This window comes from Enterobacter cloacae complex sp. P15RS (assembly GCF_014895905.1).
GTDB lineage: Bacteria > Pseudomonadota > Gammaproteobacteria > Enterobacterales > Enterobacteriaceae > Enterobacter > Enterobacter quasihormaechei.
On the sequence record NZ_JADBQL010000025.1, the window covers coordinates 108,996 to 135,912 of the forward strand.

General features: G+C 55.5%; 22 protein-coding genes. All 22 read right to left on the bottom strand.

The annotated features are described in order from the left end of the window. Positions 1–39: 39 nt before the first annotated feature. Entirely contained in the window at positions 40–2,745 is a 2,706-nt protein-coding gene (gene secA, locus IM267_RS15915) for a preprotein translocase subunit SecA (protein ID WP_063450652.1), read from the bottom strand. Positions 2,746–2,803: 58 nt separating this feature from the next. Next, the gene (gene secM, locus IM267_RS15920) at positions 2,804–3,307 is read right to left on the bottom strand and encodes a secA translation cis-regulator SecM (protein WP_074161027.1); all 504 of its coding nucleotides are present in this window, start codon (positions 3,305–3,307) and stop codon (positions 2,804–2,806) included. Positions 3,308–3,588: 281 nt separating this feature from the next. Next, positions 3,589–4,506, bottom strand: a complete 918-nt coding sequence (lpxC, locus tag IM267_RS15925) for a UDP-3-O-acyl-N-acetylglucosamine deacetylase (protein ID WP_006810110.1) — start codon at positions 4,504–4,506, stop codon at positions 3,589–3,591. 101 nt (positions 4,507–4,607) lie between these two features. Beyond that, positions 4,608–5,759: a cell division protein FtsZ gene (gene ftsZ, locus IM267_RS15930; RefSeq protein WP_003856338.1), complete on the bottom strand. Its 1,152-nt coding sequence runs from the start codon at positions 5,757–5,759 to the stop codon at positions 4,608–4,610. Positions 5,760–5,819: 60 nt separating this feature from the next. Further along, entirely contained in the window at positions 5,820–7,076 is a 1,257-nt protein-coding gene (ftsA, locus tag IM267_RS15935) for a cell division protein FtsA (RefSeq protein WP_003856340.1), read from the bottom strand. Then, a complete protein-coding gene (gene ftsQ / locus IM267_RS15940; protein WP_063450653.1) occupies positions 7,073–7,912 on the bottom strand; it encodes a cell division protein FtsQ in 840 nt (279 codons plus the stop codon). The genes ftsA and ftsQ overlap by 4 nt, the downstream gene beginning before the upstream one ends. A 1-nt stretch (position 7,913) precedes the next feature. Then, positions 7,914–8,834, bottom strand: a complete 921-nt coding sequence (locus IM267_RS15945) for a D-alanine--D-alanine ligase (protein WP_193033798.1) — start codon at positions 8,832–8,834, stop codon at positions 7,914–7,916. Further along, complete coding sequence (gene murC / locus IM267_RS15950) at positions 8,827–10,302, bottom strand: UDP-N-acetylmuramate--L-alanine ligase (protein ID WP_063450655.1); 1,476 nt, start codon at positions 10,300–10,302, stop codon at positions 8,827–8,829. The genes IM267_RS15945 and murC overlap by 8 nt, the downstream gene beginning before the upstream one ends. Before the next feature lie 59 nt (positions 10,303–10,361). Next, positions 10,362–11,426 (bottom strand): undecaprenyldiphospho-muramoylpentapeptide beta-N-acetylglucosaminyltransferase, encoded by a 1,065-nt coding sequence (gene murG, locus IM267_RS15955; protein ID WP_193033799.1) that lies wholly within the window; start codon positions 11,424–11,426, stop codon positions 10,362–10,364. Beyond that, positions 11,423–12,667, bottom strand: a complete 1,245-nt coding sequence (ftsW, locus tag IM267_RS15960) for a cell division protein FtsW (protein WP_063450657.1) — start codon at positions 12,665–12,667, stop codon at positions 11,423–11,425. The genes murG and ftsW overlap by 4 nt, the downstream gene beginning before the upstream one ends. Further along, positions 12,667–13,983 (bottom strand): UDP-N-acetylmuramoyl-L-alanine--D-glutamate ligase, encoded by a 1,317-nt coding sequence (murD, locus tag IM267_RS15965; protein WP_107534692.1) that lies wholly within the window; start codon positions 13,981–13,983, stop codon positions 12,667–12,669. The genes ftsW and murD overlap by 1 nt, the downstream gene beginning before the upstream one ends. A gap of 2 nt (positions 13,984–13,985) precedes the next feature. Then, the gene (gene mraY, locus IM267_RS15970; RefSeq protein WP_003856353.1) at positions 13,986–15,068 is read right to left on the bottom strand and encodes a phospho-N-acetylmuramoyl-pentapeptide-transferase; all 1,083 of its coding nucleotides are present in this window, start codon (positions 15,066–15,068) and stop codon (positions 13,986–13,988) included. Beyond that, entirely contained in the window at positions 15,062–16,420 is a 1,359-nt protein-coding gene (gene murF / locus IM267_RS15975; protein ID WP_193033800.1) for a UDP-N-acetylmuramoyl-tripeptide--D-alanyl-D-alanine ligase, read from the bottom strand. Before murF ends, mraY begins: the two co-directional genes overlap by 7 nt. Then, positions 16,417–17,904, bottom strand: a complete 1,488-nt coding sequence (gene murE, locus IM267_RS15980) for a UDP-N-acetylmuramoyl-L-alanyl-D-glutamate--2,6-diaminopimelate ligase (protein ID WP_193033801.1) — start codon at positions 17,902–17,904, stop codon at positions 16,417–16,419. Before murE ends, murF begins: the two co-directional genes overlap by 4 nt. After that, a complete protein-coding gene (gene ftsI / locus IM267_RS15985; protein WP_063450661.1) occupies positions 17,891–19,657 on the bottom strand; it encodes a peptidoglycan glycosyltransferase FtsI in 1,767 nt (588 codons plus the stop codon). The genes murE and ftsI overlap by 14 nt, the downstream gene beginning before the upstream one ends. A 15-nt stretch (positions 19,658–19,672) precedes the next feature. Beyond that, positions 19,673–20,038, bottom strand: a complete 366-nt coding sequence (gene ftsL / locus IM267_RS15990; protein WP_063450662.1) for a cell division protein FtsL — start codon at positions 20,036–20,038, stop codon at positions 19,673–19,675. Beyond that, positions 20,035–20,976: a 16S rRNA (cytosine(1402)-N(4))-methyltransferase RsmH gene (rsmH, locus tag IM267_RS15995; RefSeq protein ID WP_107534689.1), complete on the bottom strand. Its 942-nt coding sequence runs from the start codon at positions 20,974–20,976 to the stop codon at positions 20,035–20,037. Before rsmH ends, ftsL begins: the two co-directional genes overlap by 4 nt. Positions 20,977–20,978: 2 nt before the next feature. Beyond that, positions 20,979–21,437, bottom strand: coding sequence for a division/cell wall cluster transcriptional repressor MraZ (gene mraZ, locus IM267_RS16000; protein ID WP_014830641.1), 459 nt, complete (start codon positions 21,435–21,437; stop codon positions 20,979–20,981). Between the two features lie 590 nt (positions 21,438–22,027). Further along, on the bottom strand, positions 22,028–23,032 hold the full coding sequence (cra, locus tag IM267_RS16005) for a catabolite repressor/activator (protein ID WP_003856369.1): 1,005 nt from the start codon (positions 23,030–23,032) through the stop codon (positions 22,028–22,030). A 175-nt stretch (positions 23,033–23,207) separates the two neighbouring features. Continuing rightward, complete coding sequence (gene ilvN / locus IM267_RS16010) at positions 23,208–23,702, bottom strand: acetolactate synthase small subunit (RefSeq protein ID WP_001252742.1); 495 nt, start codon at positions 23,700–23,702, stop codon at positions 23,208–23,210. 1 nt (position 23,703) lies between these two features. Next, positions 23,704–25,428: an acetolactate synthase 3 large subunit gene (gene ilvI / locus IM267_RS16015; protein ID WP_193033802.1), complete on the bottom strand. Its 1,725-nt coding sequence runs from the start codon at positions 25,426–25,428 to the stop codon at positions 23,704–23,706. Positions 25,429–25,805: 377 nt separating this feature from the next. Further along, positions 25,806–26,750: a transcriptional regulator LeuO gene (gene leuO, locus IM267_RS16020; protein ID WP_063867450.1), complete on the bottom strand. Its 945-nt coding sequence runs from the start codon at positions 26,748–26,750 to the stop codon at positions 25,806–25,808. Positions 26,751–26,917 lie beyond the last annotated feature (167 nt).

Consider the following 26,917-nt stretch of genomic DNA (forward strand, 5'->3'; position numbering starts at 1 on the left):
AAAGGCGCAGAAGTCTGCGCCTTTTCGAGTGGTTATGTCTTAGCTCAGGCGGCCGTGGCACGCCTTGTATTTTTTGCCGGAACCGCATGGGCACGGATCGTTACGACCGACCTTACGATCGCCCGTCTGCGCGGCGATTGCCGCTGCGGCTTCGCTTTCATCGGTCTGGTGGCTCAGCTGCTGCATCTGCGCCAGACGCTCAGCTTCTTCACGGCGCTGCTGCTCCATCGCTTCCACCTCTTCCGGCATACGCACCTGAACTTTGCTCAGGGTGCTGATGACTTCATACTTCAGCGATTCCAGCATGGCAGCAAACATGGCGAAGGATTCACGCTTGTACTCCTGCTTCGGATCTTTCTGCGCATAACCACGCAGGTGGATACCCTGACGCAGGTAGTCCATTGCCGCAAGGTGCTCTTTCCACAGGGAATCCAGCGTCTGCAACATAACGCCTTTCTCGAAGTGACGCATCATCTCAGCGCCAACCACTTCTTCTTTACGCTTGTAAACGTCCAGCGCGGTTTCGTAGATACGCTCGCGCAGCGTCTCTTCGTGCAGCTCAGGCTCTTTGTCCAGCCACTCTTTGATTGGCAGCTCGAGGTCGAAGTCATTTTTCAGACGTTCCTGCAAGCCTTCGATATCCCACATCTCTTCCAGAGACTGCGGCGGAATGTGCGCGTCGATAGTGGCTTTGAACACATCTTCACGAATGCTGTTGATGGTTTCGCTCACGTCAGACACGTCCAGCAGTTCGTTACGCTGGGTGTAGATTGCACGACGCTGGTCGTTGGCCACGTCATCATATTCCAGCAGCTGCTTACGAATATCGAAGTTGCGGCTTTCCACTTTACGCTGGGCGTTGGCAATCGCTTTAGTCACCCACGGGTGCTCAATGGCTTCACCTGGCTTCATGCCCAGTTTACGCATCATGCCGGACACGCGGTCGGAGGCGAAAATACGCATCAGCGCATCTTCCATAGACAGGTAGAAACGGGAAGAACCGGCATCACCCTGACGGCCCGCACGGCCACGCAGCTGGTTATCGATACGACGAGATTCGTGACGCTCGGTACCAATGATGTGCAGACCACCGGATGCCAGCACCGCGTCGTGACGCACCTGCCAGTCGGCTTTGATCTGCGCGATTTGCTCTGGCGTTGGGTTTTCCAGCTCTGCGACTTCAGCCTGCCAGCTACCGCCGAGCATAATATCGGTACCACGACCCGCCATGTTGGTGGCGATGGTCACGGCAGCCGGATAACCCGCCTGAGCTACGATATCCGCTTCTTTTGCGTGGAACTTAGCGTTCAGTACGTTGTGTTTAATGCCCGCTTTGGTCAGCTCGTTAGACACCACTTCGGATTTCTCGATGGAGATAGTCCCCACCAGAACCGGCTGCCCCTTCGCAGTGCGATCGCGAATATCTTCGATGATCGCCTGAATTTTTTCCGCTTCGGTCATGTACACCAGGTCCGGCATGTCCTTACGGATCATTGGACGGTTGGTTGGCACCACCACGGTATCCAGCTTGTAAATAGAGCTGAACTCAAACGCTTCGGTATCTGCGGTACCGGTCATCCCCGCCAGCTTCTCGTACAGACGGAAGTAGTTCTGGAAGGTGATGGATGCCAGCGTCTGGTTTTCGTTTTGAATGTCCACGCCTTCTTTCGCTTCCACGGCCTGGTGCAGGCCATCGGACCAGCGACGGCCCTGCATGGTACGACCGGTGTGTTCATCGACGATGATGACTTCACCGTCTTTCACGATATAGTCAACGTCGCGGGTGAACAGCGCGTGCGCGCGCAGTGCGGCGGTCACGTGGTGCATCAGCATGATGTTGCTTGGGGAATACAGGGACTCGCCCTCTTCCATAATGCCTTCAGCCACCAGCAGCTCTTCGATTTTCACCAGACCGCGTTCGGTCAGGTTCACCTGGCGCGCTTTTTCATCCACGGAGAAGTGACCTTCACCCTGGAAGGTATCGGAGTCTTCTTTCTCCTGACGCAGCAGGTGTGGAATGATTTTGTCGACTTTACGGTACATCTCGGAGCTGTCTTCGGCCGGGCCGGAGATGATAAGCGGGGTACGCGCTTCATCGATCAGAATGGAGTCAACCTCATCCACCAGCGCATAGTGCAGCTTACGCTGGACGCGCTCTTCCGGGCTGAACGCCATGTTGTCGCGCAGGTAGTCGAAGCCGTATTCGTTGTTCGTTCCGTAAGTAATATCCGCGTTATAGGCTTCACGCTTGGCAGGTGCTGGCAGGCCGGACATGTTAATGCCGACGGTCATGCCCAGGAATTCGAACAGTGGACGGTTGTTTTCGGCGTCACGCTGCGCCAGGTAGTCGTTGACGGTAACAACGTGAACGCCTTTCCCGGTCAGCGCGTTCAGGTAGGCCGGCAGCGTAGCGGTCAGAGTTTTACCTTCACCGGTACGCATTTCCGCGATGCAGCGCTCATTGAGCACCATGCCGCCCAGCAGCTGTACGTCGAAGTGACGCATGCCAAACACACGCTTACTCGCCTCACGAACGACGGCAAAGGCTTCCGGGATCAGGCTTTCTAAGGTTTCGCCTTTTTCCAGGCGCGCGCGGAACTCCGCTGTTTTCGCCTTCAGCTCATCATCAGAGAGCTTCTCCATCGCCGGTTCCATACCGTTGATGACGTTTACAGCTTTGCGCATACGGCGCAGGGTACGATCGTTACGACTACCAAAAACTTTGGTTAATAATTTGATTAGCATAATAAATTCTCAAACGCCCCAGACGGGCAGATAAATTAAGGTATTGAAAAAGATTAATTTAGCTGAGGCGCAGAGGCCCGGCACGGATGCCGTGAACCTGGCTAATCCATGTCGAAACAGAGAAGGAGGAAGGGGGAACAAAATCGGTTTGTGCCGTCTGGCTTACGGCCACAGGCGGCTGATTGTCCTGCGTCAGCAGCGCATTAAGCGTATCGAGCAGGGCAAGATGCTGGGCCTGAACCGGCAGCGTTTCTTCAGCAACAGGCATCGTCTGCGGCGCCATCGCGAACGACAGATGGCGGATGACCGTGCGAATGGCGTGTTGCTGCCAGTAATCAACGGAGAAATTGGGACGACGGCTGGCTTCAAGCCAGGCGAGATTAGTAAAATTAACCCGCGTGGTGAGATCGTGTTTGGTCGTCGTGGAACGTGCTGGCGTTGCCGCGTCTGCACTGTTGCTGAGCACAGGCAAGCCGAGACTCGCCGCGACCATCCCTAATAAGAGATGCGGCCAGAAGTAACGTCTGCCAAATTGTCGCCAGCGCGTCAGTATTCCGCTCACTTGCTCCACCACGTTCGCCCGCCGGTGCAGGCTGAATTCAGTTATTCTTTTTTTAGCGCCCAGATATTACCACTAAAGCCAATACACGGCAGCAGGAATGACACCTTGCAGCAGGTAAAAACGGTCAATAATGCAGCGAACACACCGTTATTCGGCACCTGACACGCGCCAGGGGTGAGAGGGGCAAATCAAAGAAAGGCAGAAATAAAAACGACTGGCTTCCCTGGTCGGAGAGAGTACCAGGTGAACCAGTCGCTTTTCTTACGAAACGGGTTTAACCGTTACGCCAGGACCATAGTCGGTGCTTTGAACGCCAGCGGCAGTTCAGCTTCGTCTTCGAAGGTCACATATTCCCAGGCTTCCTGTTTTGCCAGGACTGCCTGCAACAGTTTGTTGTTCAGTGCATGACCGGATTTAAACGCGGTAAAGGCACCAATGATATTGTGACCACACATGAAGAGGTCGCCGATCGCATCCAGCATTTTGTGACGAACAAATTCATCTTCAAAACGCAGGCCGTCTTCGTTCAGTACGCGATAATCGTCAACAACGATGGCACAATCGAAGCTGCCGCCCAGGCACAGGCCGCGGGACTGCAAATATTCGATATCACGCATGAAGCCGAAAGTACGCGCTCGGCTGATCTGACGCATAAACGCATCCGCAGAGAAGTTCATCGCGTAGCGCTGGGTGCTGGAATCAATCGCCGGGTGGTTAAAATCGATGGTGAAGTCCAACGAGAAACCATTGTACGGTTTGAATTCAGCCCATTTGTCGCCATCTTCGACGCGAACGGTCTCTTTAATGCGAACAAATTTCTTCGCGCAGTTCAGTTCTTCGATGCCGGCATCCAGCAGCAAATAAACGAACGGAGCAGCACTCCCGTCCATGATCGGGATTTCTGGCGCATCGACTTCAACAATAATGTTGTCGATACCCAGACCCGCCAGGGCGGCGTTCAGGTGCTCTACGGTAGAAATCCGCACGTCATGCTCGTTCACCAGACAAGTACAGAGCATAGTATCACGCACAGATTTGGCATCGGCCGGAAAATCTACCGGTGGATTCAAGTCGGTGCGACGATAGATGACCCCGGTATTGGCCGGCGCAGGGCGTAACGTCAGTGTGACTTTCTTGCCGGTATGTAAACCGACACCCGTCGCCTGAACGATACGTTTAAGTGTCCTTTGTTTGATCATCGTATAATCTCGCCAAATTAACTATCCAACCGAGAGTGTATATCACTAACGGTGGGCCAGTTTAGCACAAAGAGCGCAAATCCCCAAATTCCAGCCAATTCTTAGTCAGCTTGCTTACGCAGGAACGCCGGGATATCCAGATAATCTGGCTCTTTTGCCGTTTGTGGAGTCGGGTCGTTCACCACTTTTGCCGCTGGTTTTTGCTCCTGAGTCAGAGGCGCCATACCGTGCTGCTGGTAACGATCCATCACCGGCTGCTGAGTCTGTTTGTTGGTTACCAGGGTGATCTCAGGACGCTTGTCCATACCGATACCGGTGGCGACAACAGTCACACGCAGCTCGTCGTTCATTTCCGGATCAAGTGACGTACCGATTACCACGGTCGCGTTGTCAGAGGCGAACGCACGGATGGTGTTACCCACGGTTTCGAACTCATCCAGACGCAGGTCAAAGCCAGCGGTAATGTTGACCAGCACGCCGCGCGCACCGGACAGGTCGATATCTTCCAGCAGTGGAGAAGAGATCGCCATTTCAGCCGCTTCTTCCGCACGGTCTTCGCCGCTTGCCACGCCAGAACCCATCATCGCGTAGCCCATTTCGGACATCACGGTGCGAACGTCAGCAAAGTCAACGTTCATCAGGCCAGGACGGGTAATCAGTTCAGCGATACCCTGAACCGCGCCTTTCAGCACGTCGTTTGCTGCGCCAAAGGCGTCCAGCAGAGAAATACCGCGACCCAGCACTTTCAGCAGCTTGTCGTTCGGGATGGTAATCAGAGAGTCCACGTGCTTGGACAGCTCGGTGATACCCTGCTCCGCGAAAGCCATACGCTTCTTGCCTTCAAAGTTGAAAGGCTTGGTCACGACAGCAACGGTCAGAATACCTAAATCTTTTGCGACTTCCGCCACAACGGGTGCTGCACCGGTACCTGTACCGCCGCCCATACCCGCTGCGATGAAGACCATGTCAGCACCGTCCAGTGCAGCGCGCAGCGCTTCACGATCTTCTTCAGCCGCGTTACGGCCCACTTCCGGGTTAGCCCCTGCTCCCAGACCTTTGGTGATGCCACCACCGATCTGAATGGTCTGGCCAACAGCCGTTTTACGCAGTGCCTGTGCATCGGTGTTCACCGCGAAGAATTCAACACCTTCAATGCGCTCGCGCACCATATGCTCTACGGCGTTACCGCCGCCGCCACCGACGCCGATGACTTTAATCACCGCGTCGTTGGTTAATTCCATTGGTTCAAACATAGTTTCTCTCCGTTGTGCCTGTCGCCCGAGACCGCTAATTCTCTCCGGTCTCTTAAAAAATTAAAATTCTTTTCGCAACCAGGTGTTAAGTCGTTTGACCCACGACCCCACCGAGACGCGTTTTTCCACCTCTGCTTCACCACTTAAATGGGACTCTTTCCCGTAGTGCAGCAGGCCCACCGCCGTTGAATAGTACGGCTCCTGAGCATAATCCGTTAAACCGGTAATATTCAGCGGCGCACCGATACGCACCTGCGTATGGAACACGCGCTGAGCGCAGGCCGCAAGACCTTCAATTTGCGCTGCCCCGCCGGTTAATACAATCCCCGCCGCGAGATGATGTTTCACACCCTGCTGGCGAAGCTGTTCCTGTAACTGCAAAATCTCTTCGTTGACCAGGTTGAGCAGCTCGGTATAGCGCGGCTCAATCACCTCTGCCAGGGTCTGGCGTTGCAGGCTGCGCGGCGGTCGCCCACCTACGCTCGGCACTTCAACGCTTTCGTCTTTGCCGACGATAGAGCCCAGCGCGCAACCATGGCGCACTTTAATCGCCTCTGCGTCGCTCGGTGGCGTACCAAAGGCGTAAGCGATATCGCTGGTCACTACATTCCCGGCATACGGGATCACTTTGGTGTGGCGCAACGCACCGCCGGTATAGACAGCCATGTCCATTGTACCACCACCAATATCCACCACACAGACGCCCAGTTCACGTTCGTCTTCGGTCAGCACGGAATAGCTCGCGGCAAGACCGGCGAAAATAAGTTGGTCAACTTTCAGGCCACAACGTTCAACGGCTTTTACAATGTTCTTCGCCATATCGTTGTGACATGTGATCAGGTGCACTTTTGCCTGCATACGCACGCCCGACAGACCGACCGGATTCTTGATGCCTTCCTGGTAGTCGATCGCGTATTCCTGCGGGATCACATGCAGCACTCGGTGCTCGTCGCGAACGCGCACGGATTTCGCCGTGTGGACAACGTTCTCAACGTCTTCCTGCGTCACTTCTTCTTCAGAAATCGGCACCATACCGATTTCATTCTGGCAGCTGATGTGCTTACCAGAAAGGGCCAGATAGACAGAGGAAATCTGGCAATCTGCCATCAATTCAGCCTGGTCGATGGCGCGCTGAACGCATTTCACCACCGACTCAAGGTCGTTTACCCCACCTTTATCCATACCACGGGACGGGCAGCTGCCCACGCCAATGATATTGACCATACCGTCGGGCAGAACTTCCCCTACTAAAGCGGCAACCTTCGCGGTGCCAATCTCCAGTCCTACTACCAATTTTCTGTCCGTCGACTTGATCATTGTTGTTCTGCCTGTACCTGTGCCTGATTCTGTTGCTGATTAGGTTCCTCGACCGGAGCCGGCTCCCAACCGACTGCTGCGCCTGAGTCATAGCGCAAATCAACGTAGCTTATCCGTTTGCCATCCGTCTGCGCCTGCTGCTGTAAAACCGGGTAAAGTTCTACAAAACGCGCCAGACGTTTCATTGTGTCGCCGCGGCCAAGGTTGAGCTTAATGCCGTTCGTAAGCGTCAGCTGCCAGGAGCGGCGCGCCGTCATCGCAGCTTCTTTTAACGCAAAACGATCCTTAGCCAGCACCTGCCCCATCTCACGAAAACCCTGCAAGACTTCGTTTTCGCTGCCTTCCGGGCCATACAACATCGGTAAATTCTGCTTGTTGACACGATCGCTCGGGACGCTGAACGAATTTCCGTCGACGTCAACCATATGCTGATCATTCCAACGCGCAATCGGCACATATTCAACCAGATGAATCTTCAATTCATCAGGCCATTGCTTTCTGACACTCGCCTGTTTAATCCAGGGCAGACGTTCAATCTGACTCTGAATAATGTTGACGTCCTGCGTCATAAAGGTGCCAGGCGACCCCAGTGCCAGAATAGACTGGCGAATGTCATCGTTACGCGTATAGTGACGCTCCCCGGTCACCACCAGCTTCGACAGCGGCAACCGCTGCGCGTCTTCCATCCAGCCCAGCACCATCCAGCCGCTGATAAACACGGTGCACAGCACTCCGAGCAGGAAGATGATACCTGCAAGACGCGTACCATTACTCCGGCGCGAAGAAGTGTATTCTTCTTCCTCGCGGTTGCGCGTGTTCAATGCAGCCTGAGACATATCAGCCCGCCTGGTCCAGAATACGTACGACTAACTGCGAGAAACTCATTCCTGCCTGACGCGCCGCCATTGGCACAAGGCTATGGCTGGTCATACCCGGCGACGTGTTTGCTTCCAGCAGATAAAATTGCCCGTCACCGTCGAGCATCACGTCGATGCGTCCCCAGCCACGGCATCCGAGAACATTCCAGGCTTTAAGCACCAGAGACTGTAATTCGGCTTCGCGTTCTGCTTCAAGGCCCCCAGGACAGAAATATTGCGTCTCATCAGAGAGATACTTCGCCTCATAATCATAGAAGACTCCCGCAGGTTGGATGCGAATTGACGGTAAAATTTCTTCGCCAAGCATCGCGACGGTAAATTCCGGCCCGCTGAGCCATTTTTCAATCAATACTTCTTCATCGTGTTGAAATGCCAATGCTAAAGCGGACGCTAAATCGCCAGCTTTATCCACTTTGGACATTCCCACGCTCGACCCTTCGCGGCTCGGCTTAACAATAACCGGTAAGCCCAGCGCGGCAATGCGTGTATTAATGCTGTCCGACAGGCCTAATTCATATTCGCGACGCGTCAGTGCAACCCATGGCGCAACGGGCAGGCCCGCGCCCTGCCACAGCAGTTTGCTGCGCAGTTTATCCATGGAGATGGCAGATGCCATCACGCCGCTGCCGGTATACGGCATACCGATAAGCTCCAGCAGCCCCTGTAACGTGCCGTCTTCACCGCCGCGACCGTGCAACGCGATGAAGGCTTTATCGAAGCCCATCGCTTTCAGCTGCGTAACGTCTACGTCTTTCGGATCAACCGGGTGCGCGTCGACGCCCCCTTCACGCAGGCCCGCCAGCACGGCAGCGCCCGAATTCAGAGAAACCTCGCGTTCGGCGGAGGTGCCGCCAAACAGGACAGCAATCTTATCAGCCATGACGCTCGTCCTCCTGAGTTTGCGGCTTCAGTTTGATTTCAGCTAAGGTACGGGCGATTTTGCCGATATTTCCCGCACCCTGAATCAGGATCAGATCGTTGCCTGTCAGGACCGGGGCAAGCATTTCTGCTACCTGTGCCGGGTCGGGAACCAGAATAGGATCCACTTTACCTCGTCCACGGATGGTACGACATAAAGAACGACTGTCCGCACCCGGAATCGGATTTTCGCCTGCGGCATAAACGTCCAGCATCAGCAGGGTATCGACCTGCGAAAGCACGTTGGCAAAATCGTCGTACAGATCGCGGGTACGCGTGTAACGGTGCGGCTGGAAGATCATAACCAGATTCTTTTCTGGCCAACCCGCGCGTGCCGCTTTGATGGTGGCGTCCACTTCGGTCGGATGGTGACCGTAGTCGTCTACCAGCATCGCAGAACCTGGCTTACCGTTTACCGGCTCCAGTGGGAATTCACCGAGGAAGTCGAAGCGACGGCCCGTTCCCTGGAAGCTTTCCAGCGCGCGCAGGATCGCCTCATCGTCAATGCCTTCTTCTGTCGCAACCGCCACGGCCGCAGCCGCATTCAGGGCGTTGTGGCGTCCCGGCGCGTTCAGGGTGACACGCAGCAGGTCTTTGTCCTGACGTGCCAGGGTGAAATGCCCCTGCGCACCAATCTGCTTGTAATCTTCTACGCGTACGTCAGCGTCTTCGCTGAAACCATAGGTGGTGATTTGACGCCCGACGCGCGGCAGCAGCTCGCGGATCACCGGATCGTCCACGCACATTACCGCACGGCCATAAAACGGCAGATTGTGCAGAAAATTAATGAAGGTTTGCTTTAAGTTCTCGAAGTCGCCCTGGTAGGTATCCATATGGTCAGCTTCGATATTGGTGACGATCGCCACCATGGGTTGCAGATGCAGGAACGACGCGTCGCTCTCATCCGCTTCCGCAATCAGATAACGGCTGTGACCCAGACGCGCATGTACGCCAGCGGCTTTCACCAGACCGCCGTTGACGAACGTCGGATCGAGACCCGCTTCCGCATAAATGCTGGAAACCATCGCCGTGGTAGTGGTTTTGCCATGCGTACCGGCCACTGCAATGCCGTGACGGAAACGCATCAGTTCCGCCAGCATTTCCGCGCGACGGATCACCGGAATGCGCGCCTCATGCGCCGCAACGATTTCCGGGTTATCGGCGGAAATGGCGCTGGATACCACCACCACGCTCGCATCGCTCACGTTTTCCGGGCGATGATTGAAATAGATAGTCGCCCCAAGCGACGCCAGCTGCTGCGTAACAGGGTTTGGCGCCAGGTCAGACCCGCTGATCTGATAGCCTTCGTTAGCTAACACTTCGGCAATACCGCCCATGCCGGCACCACCGATGCCGACAAAGTGAATGTGCCGGACGCGACGCATCTCGGGCACGATAGAACGCAGTTTTGCCAGTTGTTGTGTATTCATTCTCTAAACGCCATCGACTACTTCAAAAAAATCGTGCAGCGCAACACGCGCTGCGAGAATTATGCCTGGGCTGCCAGGCTCACTTCTTTTGCCACCCGTTCCGTTGCATCCGGGATAGCGGTCGCGCGCGCGCGTTGCGCCATCTCCAGTAATACATCCCGGTTCCAGCCCGCCAGGGTAGTGGCGACCGCCTCAGCGGTAAATTGTGGCTGCTCAAAAATTTTCGCCGCGCCCGCTTTCTCCAGCGGCAGCGCATTCCAGTACTGCTGTCTGTCTTTGTGCTGGAACGGCACGAACAGCGCAGGCAGGCCGGCGGCAGCGATTTCGCTCACCGTCAGCGCGCCCGAACGACAGACCACGACATCGGCCCAGGCATAGGCTGCGGCCATGTCATCAATAAATTCAGTGACCTTATGCTGCGGCTGACCTTCTGTCGCGTAGGCCTGCTCAACGGTCTGCTGTGCGCCCTTCCCGCTCTGGTGCCAGATGGTCACGGCATCACCCAGTTTTGCCGCAACCTGCGGCATCGTCTGGTTTAAGATACGTGCGCCCTGTGAACCGCCAACCACCAGCACACGCACCGGTCCTTCGCGACCGGCCAGACGCACCTCTGGCAGCGCCAGCGCCAGCACGTCTACGCGCACCGGGTTCCCTACGACATCTGCTTTCGGGAATGCTCCTGGGAAAGCCTGCATCACTTTGGTGGCAATTTTCGCCAGCCATTTGTTGGTCAAACCGGCAATACCGTTCTGCTCGTGCAGAACAACGGGGATCCCCAGCGACCACGCCGCCAGCCCACCAGGACCGGAAACGTAACCGCCCATACCCAGTACGACGTCAGGCTTAAAACACTTCATAATGGCGCGCGCCTGACGCCAGGCGTTGAAAATACGCACCGGGGCCAGCAGCAGCGCCTTAATCCCTTTGCCACGAAGGCCGGAAATACGAATAAAGTCGATCTCGATACCGTGCTTCGGTACCAGGTCGGCTTCCATGCGGTCTGCGGTTCCCAGCCAGCGTACCTGCCAGCCCTGATCCATTAAATGGTGCGCAACCGCCAGCCCCGGGAACACGTGTCCGCCGGTACCGCCTGCCATCACCATTAACCGCTTCGGTTGATTCATCGTGAACCTCGTGTAAACGCCTGGGCTTTCTCCAGACGCGTTTCATAATCTATGCGTAACAAAAACATGATGGCCGTCGACATGATCAACAGACTCGAACCACCATAACTGATCAGCGGCAGCGTCAGGCCTTTGGTTGGCAGCATACCCGCTGCGGCCCCAACGTTTACCAGCGCCTGGAAGCTAAACCAGATACCAATTGAGCAGGCCAGGAAACCGGAGAAGCGGTGATCGATCTCCAGCGCTTTACGGCCAATCGACATGGCGCGGAAAGCGACGAAGAATACCATTAATAGCGCCAATACCACACCGATATAACCCAGTTCTTCCCCAATAATGGAGAAGATGAAGTCGGTGTGCGCCTCCGGTAAATACTCCAGTTTTTGCACCGAGTTGCCCAGGCCTTGCCCCCAGACTTCGCCGCGGCCAAACGCCATCAGCGACTGCGTCAGCTGATAGCCGCTGCCGAACGGATCTTCCCACGGGTTCCAGAACGAGGTTACGCGGCGGATACGGTATGGCTCGGCCAGGATCAGCAGCACAACCGCCGAGATCCCCATTCCGATAATGGCGATGAACTGCCACAGCTTTGCGCCCGCCAGGAATAGCATCGCCAGCGTTGTGACAAACAGTACGACTACCGTACCGAGGTCAGGCTGCGCCAGCAGCAGGATCGCGAGCACCAGAATCACGCCCATCGGTTTTAAGAAGCCGCGCAGGTTGTTACGAACCTCGTCAACTTTACGCACCAGGTAGTTCGCCAGGTAGCAGAACAGAGAGAGCTTGGTAAACTCCGCAGGCTGAATACGCAGTGGACCAAAGGCGATCCAGCGCGATGCCCCGTTAACGGAGCTCCCGACCACCAGTACAATCAGCAGCATAATAATCGACGCAATCAGCATGGCCGTACTGTGCCGCTGCCAGAACGTCATCGGCAGGCGTAAGGTGATCATCGCCAGGCAGAACGCCAGAATGATGTACAGCCCGTCACGCTTGGCAAACAGGAACGGATCGTTTGCCAGACGTTGTCCAACGGGCATTGACGCCGAGGTGACCATGATAAAGCCGATTGCTGCCAGCCCCAGCGTGAGCCAGAACAGCATACGGTCATACATGATCAGGCTGTCGGAATCTTTATCCCGGGAAGCCATCACCCAGCCTTTCAGCGCCTCAAACAGCCACACCAGGATGCCAAATCCTGGCAGGCGCGGCATTCTCAGGCGAGGGAGTGAAAAACGCATCAGCCTAACTCCTTCGCCAGGCGGGTAAAGAGATCGCCCCGCTGTTCGAAATTCTTAAATTGGTCGAGGCTGGCGCAGGCAGGCGACAGCAGCACCATATCGCCGGGCTTCACGCGCGGGGCAATAAGGCGCATCGCCTGCTCCATGGTCTCGGTTTGCTCGGCAACCTCAGGACGCAGCGCCGCCAGCTCGCCACCGTCGCGGCCAAAGCAGTACAGGCGCACGTTATCGCCGCCGAGATACGGCTTCAGCGATGAGAAGTCGGCCGATTTACCGTCGCCGCCCAGCAGTAGATGCAGCGTGCCGTCAACGTGCAGGCCGTTCAACGCGGCTTCGGTGCTGCCCACGTTGGTGGCTTTGGAATCATTAATCCAGCGCACGCCGTTATGCTCCAGCGCCAGTTGGAAGCGGTGCGCCAGACCGGTAAAGGTGGTCAGCGCTTTCAGGCTGGACGATCGCGGCAGGCCAACGGCATCCGCAAGCGCCAGCGCCGCCAGGGCATTGGTGTAGTTATGCTGGCCGGAAAGTATCATCTCTTTCACGTTCAGCACCTTCTCACCTTTCACCCGCAGCCAGGTTTCGCCCTGCTGACGGTTGAGGTGATAGTCACCCATGTTAATACCGAAGCTAATGCAGCGATCGTCCGCGCCGCGCACCGGCATGGTGAGCGCATCATCGGCGTTCACCACGCAAACGTTGGCATTTTCATAGACGCGCAGCTTGGCCGCGCGGTACTGCTGCAAGCCGAACGGGTAGCGGTCCATATGATCTTCGGTGACGTTAAGGATCGTCGCCGCCGCCGCATGCAGACTTGAGGTAGTTTCCAGCTGGAAACTGGAAAGCTCCAGTACAAACAGCTCACACCCTTTATCGAGCAGCATCAACGCGGGCAGACCAATGTTACCGCCCACGCCGACATTTTTACCCGCCGCTTTCGCCATCTCACCCACCAGCGTGGTGACGGTGCTTTTACCGTTTGAACCGGTAATGGCAACGATCGGGGCCTGCGCCTCCCGGCAGAACAGTTCGATATCGCCAACGATCTCAACCCCGGCATCCGCCGCGGCGCTCAGCGAAGGATGCGCCAGCGCCATGCCCGGGCTGGCAACAATCAGATCCGCGGCCAGCAGCCACTCATCATTCAGACCACCCAGGTGGCGTTCAACCTGCTCCGGCAACTTGTCCAGACCCGGCGGAGAGACACGCGTATCCATCACGCGCGGCGTCACGCCACGCGCAAGGAAAAAGTCCACGCAGGAGAGCCCGGTCAGGCCCAACCCGATGATAACGACTTTTTTGCCCTGGTAATCTGCCATGATTAACGTACCTTCAGCGTTGCCAGGCCAATCAGCACCAGCATCAGCGAAATAATCCAGAAGCGCACAATGACGCGCGGCTCCGGCCAGCCTTTCAGTTCATAGTGGTGGTGAATCGGTGCCATACGGAAGATGCGCTGACCGCGCAGCTTGAAGGAACCGACCTGCAAAATCACCGACAGGGTCTCAACCACAAACACACCCCCCATGATCACCAGCAGGAACTCCTGACGCAGCAGCACGGCGATAATGCCCAGCGCGCCACCCAGGGCCAGCGAACCGACGTCGCCCATAAAGACCTGCGCCGGATAGGTGTTGAACCACAGGAAGCCGAGACCCGCCCCGACAATCGCCGTACAGACGATCACCAGCTCACCCGCGTGACGCAGGTACGGAATGTGCAGGTAGTTAGCAAAGTTCATGTTACCGGTCGCCCACGCTACCAGCGCGAAACCGCCAGCGACAAAAACGGTTGGCATGATGGCCAGGCCATCCAGACCATCGGTCAGGTTGACGGCGTTACCGGTGCCGACGATGACAAAATAGGCCAGCAGGATGTAGAACAGCCCCAGCTGCGGCATCACGTCTTTGAAGAACGGCACCACCAGCTCGGTGGCCGGGGTATCTTTACCCGCCAGGTACAGCGCGAACGCCACGCCCAGCGCAATCACCGACATCCAGAAATACTTCCAGCGGGCGATCAGGCCTTTGGTGTCTTTACGCACGACTTTGCGGTAGTCATCCACGAAGCCGATGATCCCGTAGCCAACCAGAACCGTCAGCACGCACCAGACGTACGGGTTAGACGGATAAGCCCACAGCAGAACGGACACCACAATGGCGGTCAGGATCATGATCCCACCCATGGTCGGCGTACCGCGCTTGCTGAAATGCGATTCCGGACCGTCGTTACGCACAACCTGGCCGAAAGAGAGTTTTTGCAGACGGGCAATCATGCGCGGGCCCATCCACAGCGAGATGAACAGCGCAGTCAGCAGGCTGACGATGGCGCGAAACGTCAGATAGGAAAAGACGTTAAAGCCTGAATAATATTTGACCAAATGTTCGGCCAGCCAAACTAACATGTCCCGTTCTCCTGTAATGCGTGCACAACCTCTTCCATGGCGGCACTACGTGAACCTTTAACTAAAACAGTCACAATTTGTTTTTCTGCAATCAGCGCCTTCAGGCGTTCAATCAGTGCAGATTTATCGGCAAAATGTTCGCCAACTTCACTGGCATCAGAAATAGCCTTGCTCAGCGTGCCGGCGCTCAGTACGCGGTCAAGTCCTGCCGCTTTCGCCGCTTCGCCAACCTGAATATGGCAGGCTTCGCTTTCATCACCCAGCTCGGCCATATCGCCCACAACCATCACCCGATAGCCCGGCATTTCAGACAGTACCTGCACGGCCGCCGTCATGGAGCCGACGTTGGCGTTGTAGGAGTCATCCAGCAGCAGTTTGTTTTCAGCCAACTGAATTGGGAACAGACGACCCGGCACGGCGTTTAAGTTTGCCAGACCTGCTTTGATCGCATCGTGTGAAGCACCTACCGCCATCGACAGCGCTGCCGCGGCAAGCGCGTTGGCGATGTTATGACGACCCGGCAGCGGGAGCAGCACGTCAATGTCGCCCGTTGGGGTAGAGAGGGTGAACTCAGTACCGTGTGACGTCACATGAATGTTGGTCGCCGAAAAATCGCTGTTTGCCGCGTTTGGCGAGAAGCGCCAGGTCTTGCGTGATCCGATGATGTTCTGCCAGTTCAGCCAGTCGTTGTTATCGGCGTTCATGATGGCGATGCCGTCATCCGGCAGGCCGGTATAGATTTCACCTTTCGCTTTCGCCACGCCTTGCAGCGAACCAAAACCTTCAAGGTGTGCCGCCGCCAGGTTATTCACCAGCGCCGCTTCCGGACGCGTCAGGCTCACGGTCCAGGCGATTTCGCCCTGGTGGTTAGCCCCTAACTCAATCACCGCATATTCATGCTCTTTGCTCAGGCGCAGCAGCGTCATCGGCACGCCGATGTCGTTGTTAAGGTTGCCCGCCGTGTAAAGCGTGTTGCCGCACTGGCTGAGGATGGCCGCCGTCATCTCCTTAACGGAGGTTTTTCCCGACGAGCCCGTCAGCGCCACTACGCGGGTCGGCACCTGCTGGCGAACCCATGCCGCCAGCTCGCCAAACGCCAGGCGCGTATCTTTCACCACAATCTGCGGCAGATCGATATCGAGCTTGCGGCTGACCAGCAGCGCGCCGGCACCGTTATCTTTGGCCTGCTGTGCAAAATCGTGGGCGTCAAAACGTTCGCCCTTCAGCGCCACAAACAGGCAGCCCGCAGTCACTTTACGGGTGTCGGTGGTCACGGCCTCGATGGTCAGATCCTGACCATGCAGTGCCCCCTGCAATACCGCAGCGGCCTGGCTTAAGGTAATGCTAATCATGCCACCACTCCCAGCAGACGCGCTGCCGTCACGCGGTCCGAGTAATCCAGACGACGATTGCCGACTATCTGATAATCTTCATGACCCTTACCGGCCAGCAGAACCACATCATTCTCCTGCGCCTGCATAATGGCGTTAGTCACGGCCTCCGCACGGCCTTCGACCACGCGCGCGCGGCCCGCATCCAGCATGCCGGCCAGAATGTCGTTGATGATGGCACGCGGCTCTTCGGTACGCGGGTTGTCATCGGTCACCACCGGAATATCCGCGAACTGCTCGGCAATCGCGCCCATCAGCGGTCGTTTGCCCTTGTCACGATCGCCGCCGCAGCCAAATACGCACCAGAGCTTGCCTGCGCAGTGCAGACGCGCCGCTTCCAGCGCTTTTTCCAGCGCATCCGGCGTGTGGGCGTAATCCACCACCACCGTCGGCTTGCCCGGCGCGCTGAACACTTCCATTCGGCCACAAACCGGTTGCAGACGCTCAGCCGTTTTCAGTAGATCCGCCATCGGGTAACCCAGCGCCAGCAGCGTCGCCAGCGCCAGCAGCAGGTTGCTGACGTTGAAGGCCCCCATCAGGCGGCTTTCGATCTCACCGTCGCCCCAGGTGGAAGCAAAGCGGATCGTCGCCCCGCTATCGTGGTAGTTCACCTCGACCGCCTTCAGCCAGCGGCCACGGCAGTTCGGGTTAATATGATCTTCCATCGACACCGCTACCGCATCCGGCAGTTTTTCCAGCCAGCGGCGACCGACTTCGTCGTCGGCGTTAATGATCGCCTGTCCGTGGTGGTGAGTGGAATAGAGCAGCCATTTCGCCGCTTCGTAGTGTTCCATATCACCGTGATAATCAAGGTGATCGCGGCTCAGGTTGGTAAAGACGGAGGCGGCAAATTTCAGCGCCGCCACGCGATGTTGTACCAGGCCATGGGAAGAGACTTCCATCGCGGCAAAGGTCGCCCCCTGCTCTGCAAGGCCCGCCAGCACACGCTGCACGTCAACCGCCGAGCCGGTGGTGTTTTCCGTCGGGCTGACTTTGCCCAGAAGACCGTTCCCCACCGTGCCCATGACGGCGCCGGTTTCGCCCAGCAGTTGCGCCCACTGCGCCATCAGCTGGGTTGTGGTGGTTTTTCCGTTGGTTCCTGTCACGCCAACCAGCTTTAACTGGTCGGAAGGTTCGTGGTAAAAACGTCCTGCCAGCGCGGAGAGACGCTCATTCAGCTGGCTGAGATAGATGACCGGCACGCCGTGCATTTCACGGATCTCACCGTCTGTTGCCTCATCTTTGGCCTCTGCAATAACGGCAGCAACACCTTGCGCAATCGCCTGCGGGATATAACGACGCCCGTCCGCCTGATGACCTACCACTGCCACAAAAAGATCGCCAGCAGCCGCTACGCGGCTGTCCAGTACCATCTCTCGCAGTGCTCGCGCAGGTAGCATTGGCACCCACGGAGCAAGAAGGTCGCGCAAATTACGATCTGCCACCTGTTCCCTCGCCTTGATTAATTACAAATTCACTTTTTTCGCCCGTCGCCAGCGCATCCGGTTCTATGTTCATGGTGCGCAACACGCCGCCCATAATAGCCCCGAATACAGGCGCGGAGACGGCGCCGCCGTAGTACTTACCCGCCTGCGGATCGTTAATGACAACCACCAGCGCAAAACGCGGATTGCTTGCAGGCGCTACGCCTGCGGTATAGGCAATGTATTTGTTGATATAGCGGCCGTCCGGCCCCACTTTTTTAGCCGTACCGGTTTTAATGGCGATACGGTAGCCCTTAATCGCGGCCTTCACGCCGCCACCGCCAGGCAGCGCAACGCTTTCCATCATATGCACAACGGTACGCACGATAGATTCAGGGAAAACACGCTCACCCGGAACCGGTGGATCAACTTTGGTGATCGACAGCGGGCGATAAATGCCATAGCTGCCAATCGTTGCGTAGACTCGCGCTAACTGTAACGGGGTTACCATTAGCCCGTAGCCGAAAGAGAAGGTGGCCCTCTCTATGTCAGACCACCGTTGTTTTTGAGGATATAAGCCACTGCGTTCTCCGACCAACCCCAAATTGGTCGCCTTTCCCAGCCCAAAACGTGAGTAAGTATCTACTAACGCTGAGGACGGCATCGCTAACGCCAGCTTTGACACACCGACGTTACTCGACTTCTGTAAGACCCCGGTCAGGGTCAGTTCGCTGTACCGCGCCACGTCTTTGATTTCGTGACCGTTAATTCGGTAAGGGATCGTATTCAGAACGGTATTTTCGTTGACGATGCCTCGCTGTAGAGCCGTCATCACCACCATCGGTTTTACGGTTGAGCCGGGTTCAAACACATCGGTGATTGAGCGGTTACGCATCGCATCTTTTGCTGTACCGGCAAAATTATTTGGATTGTATGAAGGGCTACTGGCCATCGCCAGCACTTCACCTGTCGCCACATCCACCAGCACGGCACTGCCCGATTCCGCTTTGTTAAACGCGACGGCGTTGTTCAGCTCGCGGTAGACCAGCGCCTGCAAGCGCTCATCAATACTCAGAGCAAGGTTGTGCGCGGCCTGGCTGTCTGTCGAGGAAATGTCTTCAATGACGCGGCCATAACGGTCTTTACGTACGATTCGCTCGCCGGGCTGGCCGGTCAGCCATTTATCGAAGCTTTTTTCAACGCCCTCGATCCCCTGGCTGTCGACGTTAGTGAAGCCAATGAGGTGAGCGGTTACTTCGCCGGAAGGATAGTAGCGGCGGGATTCTTCACGAAGATGAATGCCCGGCAGCTTCAGCTTTTTAATATAGTCAGCCATATCAGGGTTTACCTGACGGGCCAGATAGATAAAGCGCCCTTTCGGGTTGGCATTCACGCGGGAAGCCAGCTGGTCCAGCGGCATTTTTAACGCGTCTGCGAGCGCCTTCCAGCGGTTATCCAGCGAGATCCCGCCGGCGTCGTGCAGTTCCTTCGGATCGGCCCAGATCGCCTTCACCGGCACGCTTACCGCCAGCGGACGGCCGGAGCGGTCGGTGATCATCCCACGAGAGGTAGAGACTTCCTGCACGCGCAGAGAACGCATATCACCCTGACGCACCAGCATGTCGGGCGCGATGATTTGCAGCCACGCCACGCGGCCCAGCAGGAAACCCAGCGCCAGTAAAATGCAGCCGCAAAGCAACGCAAAACGCCAACTGACAAAGTTGGCCTGTTCTTCCTGACGTTTTGGTTTTAGCGTTTTTGCCGCTGCTTTCATGCGTCGCGTTTTCCCTTATTTTTGTACTACGATATTTTCCTGCGAAGGATCAACATGCTGCAATTGCAGCTTTTCCGTTGCGATCCGTTCAACCCGGCTGTGATCGCCGAGCGCATTTTCTTCAAGGATCAGGTTTCGCCATTCAATATCCAGCGCATCGCGTTCCAGCACCATCTGCTCGCGCTGCGCAGTCAATAAACGGGTATGGTGCGCGGTAGTGACCACCATGATTGCCGTCACAATGATGCAAATGAACAAGCAGAGTGGCAGCTTCCCAAACCGCAAAAGATCGTCGCCGATCACGCCAGGCAAGGCATGGCGCTCGTTGCTTCCTAACGATCCCTTAACTTTGCTTAGGGTCTCTGTCACTCTGCCGATCATGCGTTCGTCCTCTCTGCAATGCGCAGCACTGAACTACGGGCACGTGGATTCTCTGCCACCTCTTCTTCGCCCGGCATCAACTTGCCTAATGCTCGTAACTGACGGCCGCCCAGTTTCCTGAGTTGTTCTTCCGTCATCGGCAGCCCCGCTGGAACCTGTGGACCGCGGCTCTGTTCACGCATAAAGCGCTTCACGATGCGATCTTCCAGCGAATGGAAGCTGATGATGGATAACCGCCCACCCGGGGCCAGCACGTCGAGCGAGCTTTTTAGCGCCAGCTCTATTTCCTCCAGTTCACTGTTTACCCAGATGCGAACCGCCTGGAAGGTACGGGTCGCAGGATGTTTGTGCTTATCCTTCACCGGCGTTGCCGCCGCGATGACTTCTGCCAGCTCTTTAGTGCGAGTCATTGGCTCAATACGGTTGCGCTCAACGATGGCGCGCGCGATACGTTTGCCAAAACGCTCTTCGCCGAAGGTTTTAATCACCCAGGCGATATCCGCTTCGTCGGCGGTTTGTAACCACTCGGCGGCAGACTGACCGCGGGTGGGGTCCATACGCATATCCAGCGGACCGTCGCGCATAAAGGAGAAGCCGCGTTCTGCATCATCAAGCTGTGGTGAAGAGACGCCAAGATCGAGGAGGATCCCGTCGATTTTGCCGGTCAGGTCGCGCTCGGCAACATAATCCGCAAGCGCAGAGAAAGGTCCATGCACGATGGAAAAGCGAGGGTCATCGATGGTTTGCGCAACGGCAATCGCCTGCGGATCGCGGTCAATTGCCAGCAGGCGTCCTTCCGCTCCAAGCTGAGAGAGGATCAAACGCGAGTGACCACCGCGACCAAAAGTGCCATCGATATAGATGCCGTCCGGACGAATATTCAGGCCGTTAACGGCCTCGTCCAGCAGCACCGTTGTATGTTTATAATTTTCCATCATATTTATAGTGACAAGTCCTGCAACCGTTCCGACAATGTTGCGGAATCAGATTGCTCAGCGTCGATATCTTCCTTGACCTGTTGATACCAGGTCGTTTCGTCCCACAGTTCAAACTTGTTGAACTGCCCGACCAGCATCACTTCTTTTGTCAGACCAGCATGTTGCCGCAACACCGGCGCAATCAATAATCGCCCGGCGCTATCCATCTGACATTCACTGGCATGACCCAATAACAGCCGCTGCACGCGGCGTTCCTGCGGGTTCATGCTCGACAGTCGCGACAGCTTTTGCTCAATGATTTCCCATTCAGGCAAAGGGTAAAGCAGCAGGCAGGGGGAGTTGATGTCAATGGTGCAAACCAGTTGACCCGAAGCGTTCTCAATCAGCTGGTCGCGGTATCGGGTTGGTACCGATAAACGCCCTTTACTGTCGAGATTGACTAACGTTGCTCCACGGAACATGCCAGCCTCACCCCTCCTCACCACTTTAACCCACAAATTCCCACCTGAAGGAGTTTACGGAGCGAGGGAAAAGCTTGTCAAGCCAGGACTCTCTCTATACCGGGGCGAAAGCACCGTATTTACAGAGCAAGAGTGACCTGGCTAATAACTACACAACTGGCGAGGCAAAATTAACGTTATGAATATTTGTAAGAAAAAAACCGAATATGCACACGAGCGTTAAGACTCACTCAATATCATCGCAGGGAAATATAAAGTGTCAGTTTGCGACGCGGGCAGCATTTTAAGGCATATTGGCGGGTGATGACAGCCTCAGATGAGCGATAAGGCGATAAGGTGCCCTTCAGGTGCCGTAAGGGCTGGAGACGTTTTAAAAAATGGCTGAATATTCATCGGCTGGCGCCTGTTTGTAACAAAACAATACAAAGAAAATCTTTTATAAAGCAATAAAGGGTCTTTTATAAGCCAAAAAAGATTCAGAAAAATAGCAGGCTATCTTTCATAAGGAATAATCTTAATTTTTATCCGGATTTTAATTTACGTAATAAATGTACAGTTAGGGGGCAGTTTTCACTCCCCCCACTGAGATATTAATGACGGCTCAAAATTCCGCGCCGATAGAGATTACGTTTGATGCGCGTCAGCCCGGGTTTCGGCTTACGGGGTTCATCCAGGCTTGCCAGAACGATCTCCAGCACCCGCTCGGCGACGTCGCGGTGGCGCTGGGCCACGGCCAGCACCGGACATTGCAGGAAGTCGAGCAGTTCGTTATCGCCGAAGGTCGCAATCGCCAGATCGGATGGCAGCTTGCCATCGCGACGTAATGTGACGTCCATGACCCCCTGCAACAGGGCAAACGAGGTGGTAAACAGGGCCTGCGGCATGGGGTGCGTTTCCAGCCATTTTTCGAACAGCTGAGCAGCCGCTTCGCGCTCATAGCTGTTGGCATACAGATAGTGAACGTCACGCGGATCGTCTTTCCATGCGGTACGGAACCCTTGTTCACGCAGGAAGCTCACGGAGAGTTCAGGCAACGCGCCAAGATACAGTACCGTTTCAGCCGGGAAGGTACGCAGCTCGGCAGCCAGCATTTCTGCATCGTCCTGATCGGCACCCACAACGCTGGTGAAATGCTCACGGTCAAGCGCACGATCCAGCGCCACAATAGGGAACGGATCGTTCGCCCAGCGCTGATAGAAAGGATGCTCCGGTGGTAAAGAGGTCGACACGATGATGGCGTCAACCTGACGTTGCAGCAGATGCTCAATGCAACGCATTTCGTTGTCGGGCTGATCCTCGGAGCAGGCAATCAGCAGCTGATAGCCACGCTGGCGAGCCTGACGTTCCAGATAGTTGGCGATGCGGGTGTAGCTGGTGTTTTCCAGGTCCGGGATCACCAGGCCAATCGAGCGGGTGCGCCCGGCACGTAAACCTGCGGCGACAGCATTCGGATGGTAATTATGCTCACGAACGACTGCCATCACTTTTTCAACGGTCTTATCGCTGACACGATACTGCTTTGCTTTACCGTTAATCACATAGCTGGCCGTGGTTCTCGACACGCCGGCGAGCCGGGCGATTTCATCCAGTTTCACAATTGCCTCTCAAAAAAGAAAAAAGTCCATGGCCCTGTCAAGGTTATGGTTAAATATTTTAACATCTAAACGCAGAATAGCCTTCACGGCAACCGCTTTTGTCTGCGTTGTCGGCGGATTACGCAAAAAAAAGCCCGGCTTTGGCTACCGGGCTGAAAGAGGCGAACCTTTTGCGCTACTCACGCATAATTTTATCGCCGCGCGAGAGGCCAACAACGCCAGAGCGCGCAACTTCAACTATTTTTGCCACATCCCTGACAGACGCCAGGAATGCGTCCAGCTTATCGCTCGTTCCGGCAAGCTGCACAGTATATATAGAAGGCGTGACGTCGATGATCTGCCCACGGAAGATATCCGTGTTGCGTTTGACCTCTTCACGGCCATAACCGCTGGCCTGGATTTTCACCAGCATCACTTCACGTTCAACGTAAGCCCCCTGCCCCAGCTCGCTGACGCGCAACACGTCCACCAGCTTATGCAGCTGCTTTTCGATCTGCTCAAGCACTTTCGCATCGCCGACGGTCTGGATCGTCATGCGGGAGAGCGTGGGATCGTCGGTCGGTGCAACGGTCAGGCTTTCAATGTTGTAGCCACGCTGCGCAAAAAGCCCAATGACGCGCGACAGTGCGCCCGACTCATTTTCCAGTAATACAGATAATATCCGGCGCATATCAGGTTCTCTCCGTTTTGCTTAACCACATTTCATCCATACCACCGCCGCGAATATGCATCGGATAAACGTGTTCTGAGCCGTCAACGATCACGTCCATGAAGACGAGGCGATTGTTTTTAACGTGCTCAAGCGCTTCGCCGAGCTTCGCTTCCAGCTCTGACGGATCGGTTACCCGCATGCCAATATGGCCATAGGCTTCAGCCAGACGGACAAAATCCGGAAGTGACCTCATATAAGACTGAGAGTGACGGCCGGAATAAATCATATCCTGCCACTGCTTCACCATCCCGAGGTAACCGTTATTCAGGTTCAGCACCAGCACTGGCAGCTCATATTGCAGCGCGGTAGAAAGCTCCTGAATATTCATCTGAATACTGCCGTCACCCGTCACGCATATGACCGTTTCGTTCGGCAGCGCCAGCTTTACCCCCAGCGCGGCGGGCAGGCCAAAGCCCATCGTGCCCAGCCCGCCTGAGTTGATCCAGCGACGCGGTTTATCAAACGGGTAATACAGCGCAGCGAACATCTGATGCTGGCCCACGTCAGACGTCACATACGCATCGCCGTTCGTCAGACGCCAGATCGTTTCGATCACCGCCTGCGGCTTGATGCTCTCACTGTGCGTGTCGTATTTAAGGCACTGACGGCTCCGCCATAGCTCGATTTGCTGCCACCAGTCGCGGATCTCGTCCAGCGGTTGAGACGCGGATTCCTGCGCCAGCAGATCTAACATCTGCTCCAGCACCTGACGGGCGTCACCCACGATCGGCACATCCGCCGGCACCGTTTTAGAGATAGAGGTAGGATCGATATCAATGTGCAGCACCGTCGCATTCGGACAGTATTTCGCCAGGTTATTGGTGGTGCGATCGTCAAAACGCACGCCGACGGCAAAAATCACGTCAGCGTTGTGCATTGTCATATTGGCTTCATAGGTGCCATGCATACCCAGCATGCCCAGCGCCTGACGGTGGGTAGCCGGGAATGCCCCCAGCCCCATCAGCGATGACGCGACAGGAAGATTAAGCTTCCCGATCAGTTCGCGTAGTTGCGTTTCACAGGCCGCATTGACGGCGCCGCCGCCCACATAGACTACCGGCTTTTTCGCAGCCAGCAGGGTTTGCAGCGCACGCTTAATCTGTCCTTTGTGCCCTTGCGTCGTTGGATTATACGAACGCATGCTCACCGACTCAGGCCACAGGTAAGGCAGTTTGTTCGCCGGGTTGAGAATATCTTTTGGCAGATCGACGACCACGGGCCCGGGACGACCGCTGGCGGCCAGCCAGAAGGCTTTTTTCAGTACGCCGGGGATGTCTTCAGTTTGCTTAACCAGAAAGCTGTGCTTCACCACGGGGCGTGAGATCCCCACCATGTCGCACTCCTGAAACGCATCATAGCCAATCAGTGACGTCGCCACCTGTCCGGAAAGAATGACCAGCGGAATGGAATCCATATACGCCGTCGCGATGCCGGTAATGGCATTGGTCGCCCCCGGCCCGGAAGTGACCAGCACAACACCCACTTCGCCCGTGGCGCGGGCCAGACCGTCAGCCATATGCACAGCGGCCTGTTCATGACGCACCAGAACATGATCGATACCGCCTACCGTGTGCAGCGCGTCATAGATATCGAGAACTGCGCCTCCAGGATAGCCGAACACCTGCTTCACGCCCTGATCGATAAGCGATCGGACGACCATTTCCGCGCCAGACAACATCTCCATGCTTTGCCTCCAGGCTTTTGTTATAGACGGTCTACAGAATTCATTTCCGCGCCGTCTTCTGACAGGGTTAACCCATCTTATAATTTGCAGAGTGATTGCTACCTTAACCGCTCGTTATGAGGCAGGCAATTAGCAAACCGGAAACGGGAATGAGTAAGAAAAGCAGAATAAACAGGTGTCAGATACGAATATGGTGTATTCGTCTGGAATGCGTGGAGACAATAATAATTCATCTCTTAAAAAGAGGAGGGATCAGGAAATCATCTATTTTTGAGCATGTCTGAGTGAGTGAGAAAAATGAAAGCAGAACAAAATTTTGCCCGCATGAAAAATCACAGAATAAACCGCACGGTGCCATGCGGTTTATTCACCCGAATTTAGCGACGACAAATAGCGATCAGCAGCTCTTCCATCCACTGATGCCCTTTATCCCGACCCGCGGCTTCATGCCATGAAAGGTAACAGGTACGGCTATTAAGCTTGAGCGGCAGAGGTAAAATTTGCAGGTCCAGCGAATCGGAGAACTCTTCAGCAAGCCAGCGCGGTGCGATGGCGACTAAATGGGTCTGAGAAACGACGTTTAATACGCTGACCATGGCCATCCCCTGATAGGCCACGCTGGCTTGTTTATCGGCAGTGTCATACCACGGCTGACTGAATGAGGCATATCGGTCAAGCGCAACAACGGCGTGCTGCTCGCTGTAAACATCGCTTTCACGCAGCGGCGAATTCATACGGGGATGTTTTTTACTGGCAACTAATACCATTTCATCTTTGAACAATGGAACGCAGGCAAATTCTGGACGGCGGAACTCTTCATAGCCCAGAACAAACTCTGTTTCCTGATAACGAAGCTGGTGTTCAGTGTTTTGATTTAATGATGATTTAAAAACGAGGTGAATATTTGGGGCGATCTGTTCAACTTTATTATATATAACAGACGTCAAATAATTGTCTAACGGACTGCAAACACAGAGATGGAAAACTCGCTCACTGCTTAAGGGTTCAAAGCCCGAACCGGGAAGCTCATTTTGAACCAGCTGTAGCGCCTGACGAATCGAACCGAATAGCTGGAATGCACGCGCCGTGGGCTGTATCCCCCGTCCATAACGTACAAATAACTCGTCGTTAAACATCACCTTAAGTCTGGCTACGGCATTACTCACGGCAGGTTGAGACATTCCCAGAGATTGCGCTGCTCGTGTAATATTCTGCTCCTGCATCACTGCATCAAATACCGTTAACAAGTTAAGATCCACTGTGCGTAACTGAGGCTTAACCCCATCATAAGACTGTGGTTGGTTAATATTATTTTCTGGCATTTCTGACTCCACCGTCACGCTAAATTCCCTTTGCCAAAGTACAGTAATAAGTTCGAAAAATATGATTTACCATGCATATACAACAAGCGAAAGAGAATTATTTAAAATTCGGAATATATAAAGAGCCCTCGTTTCTGGCGTGGCATTACGCCGCCCAAAAACGAAGC